General features: G+C 50.0%; 11 protein-coding genes and 2 pseudogenes. 9 read left to right on the top strand and 4 right to left on the bottom strand.

The features are described from left to right. Nucleotides 1-314 precede the first annotated feature (314 nt). From TY10_RS06730 to TY10_RS06695, 8 genes and pseudogenes are all read left to right on the top strand, one after another. Nucleotides 315-2,564 (top strand): DEAD/DEAH box helicase, encoded by a 2,250-nt coding sequence (locus TY10_RS06730; RefSeq protein WP_042161866.1) that lies wholly within the window; start codon nucleotides 315-317, stop codon nucleotides 2,562-2,564. Between the two features lie 24 nt (nucleotides 2,565-2,588). Further along, nucleotides 2,589-2,885 (top strand): annotated as a pseudogene (locus TY10_RS06725) (Zn-binding domain-containing protein); the annotation flags it as partial. Next, the gene (locus TY10_RS06720) at nucleotides 2,882-4,216 is read left to right on the top strand and encodes a ribonuclease H-like domain-containing protein (protein ID WP_042161864.1); all 1,335 of its coding nucleotides are present in this window, start codon (nucleotides 2,882-2,884) and stop codon (nucleotides 4,214-4,216) included. The pseudogene TY10_RS06725 and the gene TY10_RS06720, both read left to right, overlap by 4 nt. After that, on the top strand, nucleotides 4,217-5,035 hold the full coding sequence (locus TY10_RS06715; RefSeq protein WP_042161862.1) for a TIGR01457 family HAD-type hydrolase: 819 nt from the start codon (nucleotides 4,217-4,219) through the stop codon (nucleotides 5,033-5,035). Between the two features lie 38 nt (nucleotides 5,036-5,073). Further along, nucleotides 5,074-5,889, top strand: coding sequence for an Fpg/Nei family DNA glycosylase (locus TY10_RS06710; protein WP_042161861.1), 816 nt, complete (start codon nucleotides 5,074-5,076; stop codon nucleotides 5,887-5,889). 3 nt (nucleotides 5,890-5,892) lie between these two features. After that, a complete protein-coding gene (locus TY10_RS06705) occupies nucleotides 5,893-6,732 on the top strand; it encodes a deoxyribonuclease IV (RefSeq protein ID WP_042161860.1) in 840 nt (279 codons plus the stop codon). Then, a complete protein-coding gene (locus tag TY10_RS06700; protein ID WP_042161859.1) occupies nucleotides 6,729-7,064 on the top strand; it encodes a cyclic-phosphate processing receiver domain-containing protein in 336 nt (111 codons plus the stop codon). The genes TY10_RS06705 and TY10_RS06700 overlap by 4 nt, the downstream gene beginning before the upstream one ends. Nucleotides 7,065-7,159: 95 nt before the next feature. Beyond that, entirely contained in the window at nucleotides 7,160-8,176 is a 1,017-nt protein-coding gene (locus TY10_RS06695; protein ID WP_052350409.1) for an SAM-dependent methyltransferase, read from the top strand. Nucleotides 8,177-9,114: 938 nt separating this feature from the next. On the opposite strand, the gene TY10_RS06690 is transcribed toward TY10_RS06695, so the two are convergent. The 4 genes and pseudogenes from TY10_RS06690 to TY10_RS06680 all read right to left on the bottom strand — a co-directional run bounded on the left by TY10_RS06690 (nucleotide 9,115) and on the right by TY10_RS06680 (nucleotide 12,188). Then, nucleotides 9,115-10,224 carry a saccharopine dehydrogenase family protein gene (locus tag TY10_RS06690; RefSeq protein WP_042161857.1) on the bottom strand — a complete coding sequence of 370 codons (1,110 nt, stop codon included), beginning with the start codon at nucleotides 10,222-10,224 and terminating at the stop codon, nucleotides 9,115-9,117. Nucleotides 10,225-10,245: 21 nt separating this feature from the next. Next, a complete protein-coding gene (locus TY10_RS32005) occupies nucleotides 10,246-11,319 on the bottom strand; it encodes an MFS transporter (protein ID WP_063510422.1) in 1,074 nt (357 codons plus the stop codon). A 115-nt stretch (nucleotides 11,320-11,434) separates the two neighbouring features. Next, nucleotides 11,435-11,611, bottom strand: a pseudogene (locus TY10_RS32475) (MFS transporter); the annotation flags it as partial. A 130-nt stretch (nucleotides 11,612-11,741) separates the two neighbouring features. After that, nucleotides 11,742-12,188: a MarR family winged helix-turn-helix transcriptional regulator gene (locus TY10_RS06680; RefSeq protein ID WP_042161855.1), complete on the bottom strand. Its 447-nt coding sequence runs from the start codon at nucleotides 12,186-12,188 to the stop codon at nucleotides 11,742-11,744. A gap of 264 nt (nucleotides 12,189-12,452) precedes the next feature. On the opposite strand from TY10_RS06680, the gene TY10_RS28720 reads away from it, so the two are divergent. Beyond that, on the top strand, nucleotides 12,453-14,084 hold the full coding sequence (locus TY10_RS28720) for a serine/threonine-protein kinase (RefSeq protein ID WP_052350408.1): 1,632 nt from the start codon (nucleotides 12,453-12,455) through the stop codon (nucleotides 14,082-14,084). The last annotated feature ends 139 nt before the right edge of the window (nucleotides 14,085-14,223 follow it).

The following is a 14,223-nucleotide window of genomic DNA, read 5'->3' as shown; positions in this document are numbered from 1 at the left end:
GTTTAACGCTTCTAAATGAATAACATCAATCGCAACGATATCCTGGAACCCGTAAGCCGTGTTTAACTGGCGATTGTTTCCGAATACTGCCGCAGCTGCCGGGAAACCGAACTATTTGACTACTTTCGGGTAATGTTGAAACCCCCAATAACCGGGGTAACAGAAGAATTCACAGTTACAATTTGCCAGGGCTGCGAACAAGAATTCGAAATAGCATAGAGCAAAGAAAAAGCTTGTTAAAAAAAGGGCTTTTTTTATTTTGTCCCGAACATATATAATGAGGGGAACAGCCGTTCTAGATTAGGAGTGATAATATGTTACGAAAGAAAAACCTTTCGCAACTCATAGAGGGATTAAGAACGAATGAAAATGTAATCAACTGGCACGAAGTTGAACCCATAGAAGCAAAAACAAGACCCATGCCCGAAAGCGTAGATGATCGGATAAAAGCTGCCCTGGCTAAAAGAGGAATTGAACAGTTGTACAGCCACCAGTACACAGCGTACGAAACCATTCGTAAGGGCGAGAATGTCGTAGCTGTAACCCCGACGGCTTCGGGGAAAACACTCTGTTATAACCTTCCTGTTTTACAGGCGATAGCGGAAGACGACGCCAGCCGGGCGTTGTATTTGTTCCCGACGAAGGCACTGGCGCAAGACCAAAAAAGCGAGTTAAACGAAATCATAGCCGAAATGGGTATAGACATTAAAAGCTTCACTTACGACGGCGACACTTCTCCGGCCATTCGGCAGATAGTAAAGAATGTCGGCCATATCGTAATAACGAACCCCGATATGCTGCATTCGGCCATTTTGCCGCATCATACGAAATGGGTAAGTTTATTCAGCAATCTTAAATATATTGTCATTGACGAACTCCATACATACAGGGGCGTATTCGGCAGCCATGTAGCAAATGTAATCCGCAGGCTGCAACGTATATGTAAATTTTACGGCAGCGATCCGCTATTTATTTGTACGTCGGCGACTATCGCGAATCCGAAGGAATTAGCGGAACAGCTGACAGGTAAACCTATGCGGCTGATTGACGACAATGGAGCGCCCAGGGGAAGAAAGCACTTTGTTTTCTATAACCCGCCGATAATTAATAAGCCGTTAAACCTTCGGAAAAGCGCAACGGTTGAAGTCAACCAACTGGCGAAAGAGTTTTTATCGAACAAAGTTCAGACCATTGTTTTTGCCCGCAGCCGGGTAAGAGTAGAGTTAATACTGAGCCACCTGCAGGAAATCGTAAAAAATGAATTAGGGGCCAAGTCCATAAGGGGCTATCGCGGCGGCTACTTACCGAATCAACGCCGGGAAATCGAACGCGGCTTACGGAATGGGGAGATATTAGGCGTTGTCAGTACAAACGCTTTGGAACTGGGTGTTGATATTGGGCAGTTGCAAGTCTGCATTATGTCGGGGTATCCGGGCAGCGTAGCCAGCACCTGGCAGCAAGCAGGCCGGGCGGGGCGGCGGCATGGGGAAGCCGTAGTAGTTATGGTAGCCAGCAATACACCTATAGACCAGTACGTAGTGCAGAATCCCGAATACTTTTTTGAGCGTTCCCCGGAATCAGCGCGCATCAACCCGGAAAATTTATTGATTTTGGTAGACCATATGCGCTGCGCGGCATATGAACTCCCTTTTAAGAAAGGGGAGGAATTCGGTCCTGCAGAGATAACCGACATACTGGAATACCTGGTTGAAGAAAGGGTACTTACCCAGGCTGGGGGTACGTTCTACTGGGCGAATCAATCCTTTCCTGCCCATGAAGTAAGCCTGCGTTCTGCAGCCCAGGAAAACGTCGTAATAATCGACCAGTCGGACGTAGCAAATGTAAGAATTATAGGTGAAATGGACAGGTTTAGTGCGATGACTCTTTTACACGATGAAGCTATATACTTGCATGAAGGCGTACAGTTTCAAGTCGAAAAGTTGGACTGGGAACACAAGAAGGCATACGTACGCGAAGTTGATGTAGAATACTACACCGACGCAAACCTGGCCGTTAAGTTAAAAGTGCTCTCTATTGACCGAACTAAAAGCAGGGAAACGACGTCCATAAATTATGGGGACGCGGCTGTAAATATTATGGCAACGATGTTTAAGAAAATCCGTCTAACGAGTTTCGAAAACATCGGATACGGCCCAATAAAACTTCCAGAAGAAGAACTGCATACTAGCGCGACCTGGGTAGAAATAAAAGAGGTAGATCCATCAATAGAAACAAAAACACTGGAACAGTTGCTTATGGGTATAGCCAATGTGATTCGGCATATCGTTCCAATTCATGTCATGTGTGATCGTAACGATATTCATGTAGTCTCACAAATAAGGGCCGAACATTCGCAACTGCCCACGATTTTTATTTACGATCATTACCCTGGTGGCATCGGTTTAGCAGAAGACGTCTATAAGCGATTCGACGAAATTAAAGCAGCAGCAATAAACTTAGTTCGCCGCTGCCCATGTGAAGATGGTTGTCCTTCATGTATTGGAACTGAAATAGAAGGAATGAATGCAAAGAAAAAATCCCTTCTGTTAATGGAGGGATTATAATTGCTAATTCTTAGGTCTGTACCTCTGTTCATTAAAATGCGCTTGCGGATGCATGAGAATATCGGCTCTGGGCCGATTCATTTGCCGAAGGAGGAGCTGCATACGAGCAGCTGCTTCTACGACCGTTATCCGGGCGGTATCGGGCTTAGCGAGCGGCTTTACGAGGTGCATGATGAGCTGATCCGGCAAGCCAAGTCGCTCATTATTTCTTGTACTTGCTTAAGCGGCTGTCCGGCTTGCGTTGGAACGATCGAGGAGGTTGGCTTGCCCGGCAAGGAGCAGGCGCTGCAACTGCTTGAAGAAGCGGAGGGGACGCGATGAGCGGACTTAGAGATAGGATGAACCGGCTGCGGGGCACTAGTGCAGCCACTGGCGCTGCTGACACGGCGATTTCTTCCCCGGAAGAGGCCGTTAAGAGGCTGGAGCCGGAAGCAGAAGCGGTATCGACAGCTGAGACAGAAGAGGAAGAAAAGCTCCATCCCGGCTGGCAGCCCATCGGCGTGAAGCTTCATCGTAATGAGGAAGGGACTTTTCTGCTGCGTCAAATCCGCTATCCGCTCGAATACAGACACGGTACTCATCGTCTGAACGAGCTGGCAGCTGCTGCCTCCGGGTTGTCGGCATTTCACGGTGAACCTGTGGAGCCGGAGCAGCTGTTGTTTCTCGATTTAGAGACGACTGGACTTGGCATAGGCGCGGGCAATGTACCGTTTATGGTGGGGATTGCCTACATGCAGCATGGTCAATTCATCGTCGAACAGGCGTTGATCCGTCATCCTGCGGAAGAACGGGCAATGCTGGCCTATATCGAGAGCAAGCTGCCTGCGTACCGCTATTTGGTAACATACAATGGCAGAACGTTTGACTGGCCGGTTATGCAAAACCGTTTCATTATGAACGGACGAGGGCGGAGGACATGGGAGCCGCTGCATCTCGATTTTCTCCATCCATCCCGCAGCATTTGGAAAAACACGTTAACCTCTTGCAAATTAAGTCATGTCGAAGAGGAACGGCTGGGCATTGAGCGGGTGGACGATGTGCCAGGCTCGCTTGCGCCGCAGCTTTACTTTCAATACTTGGCGGAAGGCGATCCAGAGCCGCTTGAAGGCGTATTCCGGCATAACGAGATCGATGTGCTCTCACTCGCTTGTCTGGCGATTCGGTTCGGGCATTTGCTTCATTCGGATGAGGAACAGGGCGCATTTGGTATACTGCCGCTTCCTTCGGAACCGGAAGAGCAAGTGCGTACCGGATTGTGGCTGGAGAAAATGGGACTGCCAGACCGGGCGGAAGCGTTATTCGCCTTGGTATTGGATACGGAATCAGCGGCAATATCTGCACTATTAATGCTTGCCGCAAGGGATAAGAAGGCTGGAAATTGGCAGCGAGCTGTGTTATTGTGGCAGAAGGCTGTAGAGCATCCTTATACATATGGATCTTCGGCAATTGCTGCGTACATTGAACTTGCCATGTTCTATGAACATAAGCTGAAGGATTACGTTTCGGCTTTACAATACACGACAGAGGCGCTGGAGCTGGCGCTGGGGAACCCGCTGCTGCAAAGAAGGGATGCGAAGAAAAGGGCAGAGCTCGACGGCCTTCGCAACCGGAAGGAACGGCTTCAGCGCAAAGCGGGAAGGATGCATGGGTAGATGAAGGAACAAGGACAATTACCGGCTATGGGCGGTCTGCTGCTTGATTTGGACGGTACGCTGTATCATGGAACGAGACGAATTGAAGGAGCCGATCGGCTGATTCGATTTTTGAAAGAACGGGAGCTGCCTTACCGTTTTGTGACCAACAACTCTTCGGCAACTCCTGAAGCGGTGGCCGACCGGCTGATTGCGATGGGAATTGAGGCAGCTGCAAGCGACGTATGCACTTCGGCACAAGGCGCTGCGGGACATATCGCTCAATTGAAGCCGAACGCTTCAGTATTTGTTGTAGGCGAAGCCGGGCTTCGTCAAGCGGTAGAAGAAGCAGGCTTGAGATTGACGGAGGAAGAGCCTGATTTTGTACTGCAGGGCATTGACCGCGGTTTGACGTATGAACGATTGGCTGCGGCTGTACGCCATATCCATAACGGTGCAAAGTATGTGTTGACCAACCCGGATTTGCTGCTGCCTACCGAAAACGGACTTATGCCGGGAGCGGGCTCGATCGGAGCGATGCTGAAGGCGGCTGGAGGACAGGAGCCGATTCTCATTGGCAAACCGTCGCCGATTCTGATGGACTATTCGCTGGATAAGCTCGGCTTATCGGCCGATCAGACTTGGGTCGTAGGCGATAATCTGGCTACAGATATTGCTGCAGGCCGCGCGTCGGGCTGTGGAACAGTACTTGTGCTGACGGGACTGACAACAGCGGACAATTTCGAAAGCTATGCAGACAAGGCCGGCTGCAAGCCGGATGCGATTTGTGCAAATTTAGATGAGCTGATTTCGTATATTTCCGGTTCAACCGGGAGATAAGAGAAGGAAGCGAACGGACAGGAAGGAAGCGAGCTGCAATGCCGGAATTACCGGAAATGGAAACCTATCGACTATTGCTCTCGGAGCGTTTGGCCGGTGCTCAAATTATCGGAACGGAAGTAACGAGAGAGCAGTCCGTTCATATGACAGCAGAACAGTTTGACAATGCGCTGATCGGCAGAACGATATGGTTCGTTGAACGCCGGGGCAAGCATTTATTATTTCATCTCGACAACGGCAAACGGTTGCTTCTGCATCTAATGCTGGGCGGATGGATGTTTTATGGTACCGACGAGGAACGTCCGGAGCGCACCGTACAGGTGACGATCAAGTTTACGACGGGCAATCTTTATTTTATCGGGCTGCGCTTAGGCTATTTGAAGCTGATGTCGGTCAAAGAAGTCGATACGGAGCTGGCAAAGCTGGGTCCTGATCCATTTGATAAAAGACTTACGCTGGAGCGCTTCAAGGGGCTTTTCGCCAAAAAACGCGGCAACATTAAAACGGCTTTAGTCGACCAGCATGTAATCGCCGGTATCGGCAATTGCTATGCCGACGAGATCGTATTTGCCGCCGGACTTCGGCCGGATGCAAAAATTCCCTCTATCGAGCAAGTGACTTGGGAACGGCTGTATGAAGCGATGCATAGAGTGCTAATGGAAGGGCAGGCTCGCGGCGGTTATATGGATGATCCATTTACTTCGGGAGATGAGCTTACCGGCGGCTTTAATGGACATATGAAGGTGTATGATCGCGCGGGCGAGCCATGTCTGCAATGCGGCAGTCCTATCGAACAGATCGAAGTTTCGTCGCGCAAAGCTTTCTTGTGCCCGAATTGTCAGAAGGAACAATAAAGGATGGTCCGCGTTGGCCGGCATTTAAGCATTAGAGGCGGTTATGCCGCTGCTGCGAAAGAAGCTTATAGCGGCGGCATGCAGTGCTTTCAGTATTTTCCGAAAAATCCGCGCAGTCTGACGATTAAGCGATTCGACCGCAATGATGCGGCGCGCTGCGCTGATTATTGCCGGGAGCATGATCTGAAATCGATTGCCCATACGCCGTATCCGACAAATCTGGCGGCTGAGGGAGAAGCAGCACGGCAGCGGGTCGTGGAATCGTTGTTGAATGATCTCGATATTGCCGATACATGCGGTTCTGTCGGTGTAGTCGTTCACTTCGGAATCTATAAAGGCGCAGAACCGCTGCAAGGCTATCAATCGATTATCCATACCCTTAACGATGTTACCTCCCGATGGAATGGCAGAGCAAAGCTGCTGATTGAAATTCAGTCCGGCGAGCATGCGTTCATGGGAACGACGTTTGAGGAATTGGCGCAGATTCGCAAGCTATGCCAGCGTCCAGAACAGCTCGCTTACTGTCTGGATACCTGTCATATGTTCGCCAGCGGCATGTGGCAAGGAGCGCGGGACGAGAAATGGCTGGCAGCTGGGGAGCGTCTGGAAGTGTTGGGCGACGTAGCTGCCGTTCATTTCAACGATTCGCTGTTTCCATTGGGCTCTAGAAGAGATCGTCATGCGCCGGTCGGCAAAGGGTATATTGGAGAAGAAGCGATGAAATGGATGCTGACGCTTCCGCAATTGATTGATGTGCCATTTGTTCTGGAAACGCCTCCAGATGAGGACGGAAGCTACGAAACGCAACTGAATCTGATGCGCGAATGGGGGAGTCAATCATGATTCATGTTTACTTGGATGATTACAGAACCTGCCCGCCAGGCTTTGTCCTGGCCCGCAACGCGGAGGAATGCAAGCTGCTGATCGATTCGGAGTCGATCGGCATTTTGTCATTGGATTATGATTTGGGCTGGAACGAGCCTACAGGCTACGAGGTCGTGCGCTATTTGGTCGAAACGGGAAAATATCCCGAGCAAGTCTATTTGCATACGTCCAGCGCGGCCGGAAGAATGCAGATGTATCATATGCTTTCCTCGAATGCGCCGATAGAGCTGAAGCTGCATAACGGTCCGATGCCATCGTCGTTGTTGGAGGAAATTGCAAAAAGATCTTAAATGGAACTGCCGCACCGCCCGCAGCTTTCGCAGTGCGGTGTTTTGCAGTATGACGGCGGTCGGAAGGTCGGTCGATCACAGATGGAGGTGTTGGCGTGAGCCAATGGATTGGCACGGCTAACCAAGGGTATTCACCCTATGCAATAGAAGAGCTTCGGCGGCTGCTGCCGGAAGTGAAAGTTTCGCAGCTAATCGCCGGAGAGATTTTTAGATTTGATACGGTGCTTACGCAGGAGGAGACGGTCGCAACGATTCAGAACAATCGTCCGACCTTCCTCCGGCATATGCAGCCGATAGACCACAGCATTCCCGTTCAAGGCGATGCGGATGATTTGCAGGCGCTATCGGAATATATCCGCGGGGCGGAGTCTATTTTGTCGGACAAGCGTGTATCGATTCACGTGAGAAAAGCGAAAACGACGAGCTTTTCCTATTCGACAGCCGATACGAAAGGTGCGCTTGATGCCGTTCTGGGGGAGCTGAACGCAGAATTGGTGTTTCAGCAGCCGGATTTCATTATCGCAATCTTCGCGGGCGAGAATACGATCGACGTAGGAATCGGCAAGCCGTCGGACATGCTGTCCGATTGGCCTGGCGGCGCTGTTCGTTTTCAACGGGAGGAAGGGCAAATCTCCCGTGCCAAATTCAAGCTTTTGGAAGCGGAGCGGGAGTTTGGACTCGATTATTCGTCATATCGCCGCGCGTTAGATGTCGGCGCAGCTCCCGGCGGCTGGACATCGCTGCTGTTGGAGCGTGGATTGCAAGTAACTGCTATTGATCCCGGCGACATGCACCCGTCGCTTCAGGGTCATCCGTCACTCACTTATTTGAAAAAGAACGCTTCCGACGTAAAATTTGGGCCAGGAACGTTCGACCTTCTCGTCTGCGACATGAGCTGGAGCCCAATGCAAATGTGCAGGCTTGTGCTGGATCTGGAGCCGGCGCTTGCACGTCATGCAACAGCTGTCATTACCGTGAAGCTGATGCACCGCAAGCCGCTGCAGACGATCCGCGAGGTGAAGGAAAGACTGTCTACCTCGTTCATCATTGAGCAGTCCCGGCAGCTGTTTCACAACCGGGAAGAGATTACGCTGCATTTGATTAAGAAATAATGCGGTTTGAATAGAGAAATTGGAGGGGCGGACATTGATGTCCGTCTTTTTTGATTGTTTAGGGTGTGTTTGAGAATTCTGAGGGTAGAAAATATTGCCGAATTTTCGTTCCATGCAAGTCGCGTTTGTGAAGGCGTACCCGGGGGTACGTCAAGCAAACGGAACGAAGCAGGGGGCGGAAAGGCGGTGAAAGGTGCCACTGAACGGGTTTTCAGACACGCCCTAGATTTATTGTGCGCTTGCAGGGCACACGTTATCAGCTTCCAGCGAACCTGCTTCGCTATTAGCGAATCGGCATTCGCTGTTGACAGCTGAAATGCAGGAGAATGAAGGACGGCGAGTCTCCAGCGAACCTGCTTCGCTAAATAACGAAGCGATATTCGCTGGAGACAGATAAAATAGCCGCAAAATGATGGATGGAGAGTCAACAACGAACTTGATTTCGCTATCCGAGAACCTAAGTTCACGAATAGCGAAGAAGGGTTCGCTATAGTACTTTGTGTGCTCAAAGTCGCGTGTTTAGCGAATTTAGCTTCGTTAAACAGCGAAGCAGGTTCGTTGTATGTTTATAACTAGTATTATGGGGGTTAGCTGATGACTGAAGCTGTTAGGTGCTGTTTTTGGCGGGAATAGTTTAATACTTGTCGCGGTTAGCAATAGACAGTTGTTGCCGAAGTCTTAGTAGACATGAACTGTAATCATACGTTGCCGTAGCAGCAGCCATCGAACTGTAGTCATGCGTTGCCGTAGCAGTAGCATCCATTGAGCTGTAAATCATACGTAGCCGTAGCAATAGTGAACATTGAACTTTAAACATACATTGCCGTAGCAATAGTGGTCATCGAACGGTAATCACAGGTTGCCGCAGTCCTAGCAATCAGTAAACTGTAATCAACAGTTGCTACTGCTGTTTATAGGAGTTACAGCTCTTCCTTAGTTTAATTAATTCCATTAAATGTCATTCTCTTCCGGTTGTTCACTTTAACTTCAAAGTGAAATTCATCTTGTATAGCCGGCAGCAGCGTGTCTAGTTGGATCAGCTCATGGCTGTGATACACCCCCGCAGGATAACAGTTCTCGTTCAGCAGCAGCTCTGCGATCGCGGCTCCAGTTTTACCTGTGATTTGCGCTTCATTGTGGCCATGGAGCAGACATTCTACATGTACAGCCTCTCCGGACTTGCTTCCCCAAACCTCAACCTTCGCCGCATATTTATCCGAACCAATCCGCAGCTTTCGGAACATGACAACTGCGAATCGGCGAGTGGATGGCAGCCGTAATAACCGGGTCAAGCCAATGCTTTTCAAGACCGCAAGCAAATCGGTGACTAGGGAAGAGTCAAAGCAAAGGCGTGTTGTAACCGACGGCAAGTGCAATGTCCGCATGAGAGCATGCTGATCGGAAAAGTTGAAGCGGTACGCTTTTTTCCAGCCTATATCAGCTCCTAAATCCGTTCGTTTGCCATCTGTGAAGCTTTTGACCATGGTTTTGCGTCCGTCCCGTACAATCTCGAAATCCTCAGCCAGATTATCGATTGTCCATTCAATTGCGGCTTGGCCATGACGGTCTCCCAGCCCCAGCATGATCGTAATATCAACGGAATCGGCATGGTCCAACTCCAGCATAGCTCGGGCTGTCATAAGATTCGTCAATCCTGGGGCGAGCCCGATGCTCAAAACAGCCGTTGACCCAGAAGCCGCTGCCATCTCGTTCAACCCTTCCACTTGAGATAGAAAAGCATCTTTTGCGGATAAATCTATGTAGTGGATACCGAGACTTAAGCATAGCCGAACAAAAGTATCGTCCTGTTGATCCAGACACATAACGACCAGCTTGAATGGCTGCAACTGCTCTGGATCGATAGAATTATTCATCTGGATTTGCATCGGAAGAACGCGCCCTCCGGTAGAACGGCTAAACGCAGCAGCCTTTTCTATACTTCTCCCGGCCGCATAGACCTTTCCTGGATAACTTGCGGCCAATGCTTTGCTTATTATTTGTCCTACATGCCCGTAGCCTCCGACAACGAGTATTTGATCTTTCATCATAATTTCCTCCTGGAAGTAAAGTTAGTCAACTATGTTGCGATGAGATAAAGGTATTGAACGTTTCGCCGCTTGTTGCCTTGTGTTCCAAATAATTAATGTCATTAATATAATGCACAGACCGATGAGTATGATCATAACCAAATGGAAAAGCGTCCAATTCCGCTCTCCTATTGAAGAACCCTTTACAGTACCAAGTCCTATTGAGGCCCCGATGACCAGACCTAGATTGCGTGTTAAGGCGATCAAGCCCCCAACTGAACCAATATGCTCTTTTGCCGTATGGCTCATGATGAAGTTCATGTTTGGAGAGGCGATAAGCGCCATTCCCAACCCGCAAAGCGCAAGTCCGGCAATAGCGGATATCATTGGAAAATCTGCTAAAGTCACTGCGAGTACTGCTATTCCGCTGCCCATACTCAATAGCCCAATGAGCAGGAGTCGGCGCGAGCCAATACAGTCGGACCAACGACCTGCGATTGGGCCTGCAATAGCGAGACATGCCGGATAGATGGTCATCAGCAGTCCTATGAATGAAGATGAATAGCCAGATAAGCCGTAGAAAAAGAAGGGAAGACTGACGACAATGGTATTCGCCGCCATGAATGTTACCGTGCTAATCAGCAATCCAATAGACACGGCAGGAGTAGCGAAGACACGGATGGGAAGAAAGGGGGCGGGATGCTTTCGCTCCCACAAGAATAAGGCGATTAAAGCGGCCAGACCGGTACCTCCCGTATAAAAGAATGAAGCTCTCAGTATGCCGTTCTCCATTCCGCTGCGAGATAGCCCTGCAACAAGCAATCCAATTGCGCTCATGAACAACATCGCTCCCGTGACATCGAAGGAACTATTACGGTCTGCTCTATGGTGCAATAAAGGGATGAAACGAAAGGCCAGCAACGAGGCGATGGCTACAAACGGAATTTGAATTAAGAAAAGCCAGTGCCAGCTCAAGCTCTGACCAATGAGGCCGCCAGCAGCAGGTCCTGCCATTCCGCCTATCGCAACTGCCCCGCTGATGATACCGAGCGCCTGTCCGCGTTTCTCCGCAGGCATCAGCTTTGCAACCAATGCCATATTGGTGGCTTGGAACATAGCTGCTCCGATAGCCTGGATAAAGCGGAATGCAAGCAGTGAGTAGATGCTGGGGGCAGAAGGCTATAAGCAGCGAGCTTAATGTAAACAGGCCGAGTCCGGCATTGTGAATGAGGGCAGAGCCAAATCGGTCTCCGAGCTTGCCCATCAGCGGCAGCAGCATAGTAATGACTAACAAGTAGCCTGTCGTAATCCATTGCACCGTATCAAGCCGACTATTGAAGCTATAGGCAAAATGGGGAAGGGATACATTCACGATCCCAGCCGTAAAATGAGAAAGGAAGGCGCCCATCGCAATCGCGATCATTAGTTGTCGTCCGGAAGCCACAGGCAGCAGGGAGTCAGGTGTAACCATGGTGGGCATAACCTCGCTTCTTTTTCGAAAAAATAGTATAGTATCTAAACTAAATAGGTAAAAAAAATTAATGATCCAGCGCAAATATAAATTTATCTATCGTTTTTGCGAAAACCGCAATTTCTTCCGGACTCATTTGCGTCTGTAATTGATTGTAAAATGCTTGATGTAGCTCTTCATGCATCGTATAGGCGGCCTTTCCTTGAACAGTTAGCGATATTAGCGTACTTCTATGATCTGTAGGATGCATGGAACGGACGACTAACGTTTTCGATTCCAGACGGGCAATCAACTGGGTTACGGCGCCCTTCGTAATGCCAAGACGGGCCGCCAGCTCGCTCATCAGCACGCTGCCTTCCGGGCCGATCGCATCAATCGTATGCATTTCGCTGGGCGTTAGCGGCCCAATGCCCTCAAAGGTACGGGGCTGGCGCTCCAGCTTGCGGAGCTGCAAAATCAAACGGCCAAAGCTGTGGGTGAGCGACGGGGCTTCGTGTTTATTATTGTTGTCCATGGAGTTAGTATAGTAACTAAACTTACAGTTGTCAAACGGTCATTATTTCCTGCTGGGTGAAGCGCAACATGTTGCGATTCAATAGACAGTCGGCACTGCATTTTCAAACAAAAAATGCAACTGGAAAACGATCCCTCCATCATGTTAAAATCAATTTATATGAGCGCGGGAAAGCATCCCGATTTGCAGTTGCCTACTTCTATGAAGAGGGCCCTACTGTGAATCGGGATTTTTTTGTGGCCAAAAATAGGAGGATCACGAAGCATGGAAAAAGACTGGAGTAAGATAGACGCAGGCATACTGTTGAACGATAGATACCGCTTGCTGGAAAAGCTGGGCAGCGGGGGGATGGGAGCGGTATATGCAGCTGAGGATACCAAGCTTCATGGCAAGCTGCGAGCGGTAAAAGTTACGGCTGCTTCGGCGAGCTGGAATGGCAGTCAGCAAAGCTCCAATGCAGAAGAAGCCTGGATGCTTGCCCGGCTCAACCATCCTAATCTTCCGCTAATCGTCGATTGCTTCACGATTCCGGAGTGGCATGCAGATGTGATCATTATGGACTACATACAAGGGGAGACCGTTAAGCGCCGATTTGAACGGAACGGGCAAAGACTGCCATTCTCCGAGGTGCTCGACATAGCGATACAGCTAGGCTCGGCCCTTTCGTATTTGCACCGGCAGACACCGCAGATCATTCATCGCGATTTGAAGCCGACCAATGTGATGCTGGAGGAGAACGGGCATGTCCGGTTAATTGATTTTGGCATTGCACGTCAATTCAAGAACGGATCAACACAGGATACAGCATTGCTCGGAACGCCCGGCTTTAATGCGCCTGAGCAGGCCAGCCCTAATGGACAAAGCGGTCCCCGAACCGATATTTATGGACTGGGCGCGATGCTCTATTATTTATTAAGCGGCGGGACTTATTTCCCTTCAGGCCGGCATGTGAGCCGCCTTGATCCTATGATGCAGCTTCAGCCGGATGTTCCGGCTGCCTTCAAATCGCTTTTAGGAAAAATGACGCAGGAAAAGGAAGAAAACCGGCCGCTTTCCATGTCCGAGGTAGAAGCCGCTTTAATTCGGCTGCGAACGGATGATTATGATCAGGATAGAGGCAGTCTTCCACACTTCTATTCCGTGTTGCAAAGTCCAATGACGCAGTCAAATCGGCAAGTACGAGCCGCATTCGTCTCGTTATCTCCGGGAGCGGGTGCGACCTTCGCATCCATTACGACTGCGAAGCTGCTAGCGGGAAAGGGAATTGCCGTTACGGCGGTAGAATTCCCATCCGCTCAGCCAGAATGGCTGACGCTGCTTGATGTGGGCACAAAGCAACAGGCAAATGAAAAATCCGGCGGTTTTATGGAATGGCATACGGGGCCGGTACGCTGGCTGGCGCAGCGCGGGCCCTTTTTCCAAGCGCAGCATGGTGAACTGGAAAGACAGCTATGGCAAGAAGCCGAGACAGGCATTACGCTGCTGGACATGGGCAGTTTGACGGGGATTGGAGAAGTGGAGGGCTGGAGATTGCTGGAGTCCTGCCAATTCGTGTATGTTGTAGCCGATCCTTATCCTTCAAGATGGAGCAATGAAACATTACAACGGCTGTACCGGCTGAAAGTTGAGCTCGAAGCACGGGGAGACAAGCTGCTCTGGCTTGCGAATAAGTCTGTCCGCTTCAATCGGCGCTTGGAATGGATAGCGATGCTGCCGGACAATCCGCAAGCGGTTATACCGCTTCTGCCGCAGGAACGATGGCTTCAAGTGCTATGGTCCGGCCGCTGGGCAACGGAAGATACAGCTCTTCGCAAGCCTCTGGAGAAAGCGCTAAAACCGGTACTATCCGGCCTTGAAAGGGTGCTCCATACAACACAAAAGAAATCCGTGTTATAATTATACGGGTGACCTACGGTCCTACTTGGCCGGGGTGCTGCGAACTATTAGTATGGTGGGCAACTGGTTACCTCCGGGCTGCTTGCATTTGAATATTAGCTTCATTATGATGAAGAAAAAAAGAGTCTATAGGACAATT

The sequence above is a fragment of the Paenibacillus gorillae genome (assembly GCF_000513275.1).
GTDB classification, from domain to species: Bacteria; Bacillota; Bacilli; order Paenibacillales; family Paenibacillaceae; genus Pristimantibacillus; species Pristimantibacillus gorillae.
The sequence above is the reverse complement of the archived record's forward strand: the minus strand, read 5'-3'. Positions and strand labels throughout refer to the sequence as shown.

Excerpts from the sequence above, each read along its gene's own strand:
- TY10_RS06730 (WP_042161866.1), top strand. The coding sequence starts at position 315 with ATGTTACGAAAGAAAAACCTTTCGCAACTCATAGAGGGATTAAGAACG.
- TY10_RS06720 (WP_042161864.1), top strand. The coding sequence starts at position 2,882 with ATGAGCGGACTTAGAGATAGGATGAACCGGCTGCGGGGCACTAGTGCA.
- TY10_RS06715 (WP_042161862.1), top strand. The coding sequence starts at position 4,217 with ATGAAGGAACAAGGACAATTACCGGCTATGGGCGGTCTGCTGCTTGAT.
- TY10_RS06710 (WP_042161861.1), top strand. The coding sequence starts at position 5,074 with ATGCCGGAATTACCGGAAATGGAAACCTATCGACTATTGCTCTCGGAG.
- TY10_RS06705 (WP_042161860.1), top strand. The coding sequence starts at position 5,893 with ATGGTCCGCGTTGGCCGGCATTTAAGCATTAGAGGCGGTTATGCCGCT.
- TY10_RS06700 (WP_042161859.1), top strand. The coding sequence starts at position 6,729 with ATGATTCATGTTTACTTGGATGATTACAGAACCTGCCCGCCAGGCTTT.
- TY10_RS06690 (WP_042161857.1), bottom strand. The coding sequence starts at position 10,224 with ATGATGAAAGATCAAATACTCGTTGTCGGAGGCTACGGGCATGTAGGA.
- TY10_RS32005 (WP_063510422.1), bottom strand. The coding sequence starts at position 11,319 with ATGTTCCAAGCCACCAATATGGCATTGGTTGCAAAGCTGATGCCTGCG.
- TY10_RS06680 (WP_042161855.1), bottom strand. The coding sequence starts at position 12,188 with ATGGACAACAATAATAAACACGAAGCCCCGTCGCTCACCCACAGCTTT.
- TY10_RS28720 (WP_052350408.1), top strand. The coding sequence starts at position 12,453 with ATGGAAAAAGACTGGAGTAAGATAGACGCAGGCATACTGTTGAACGAT.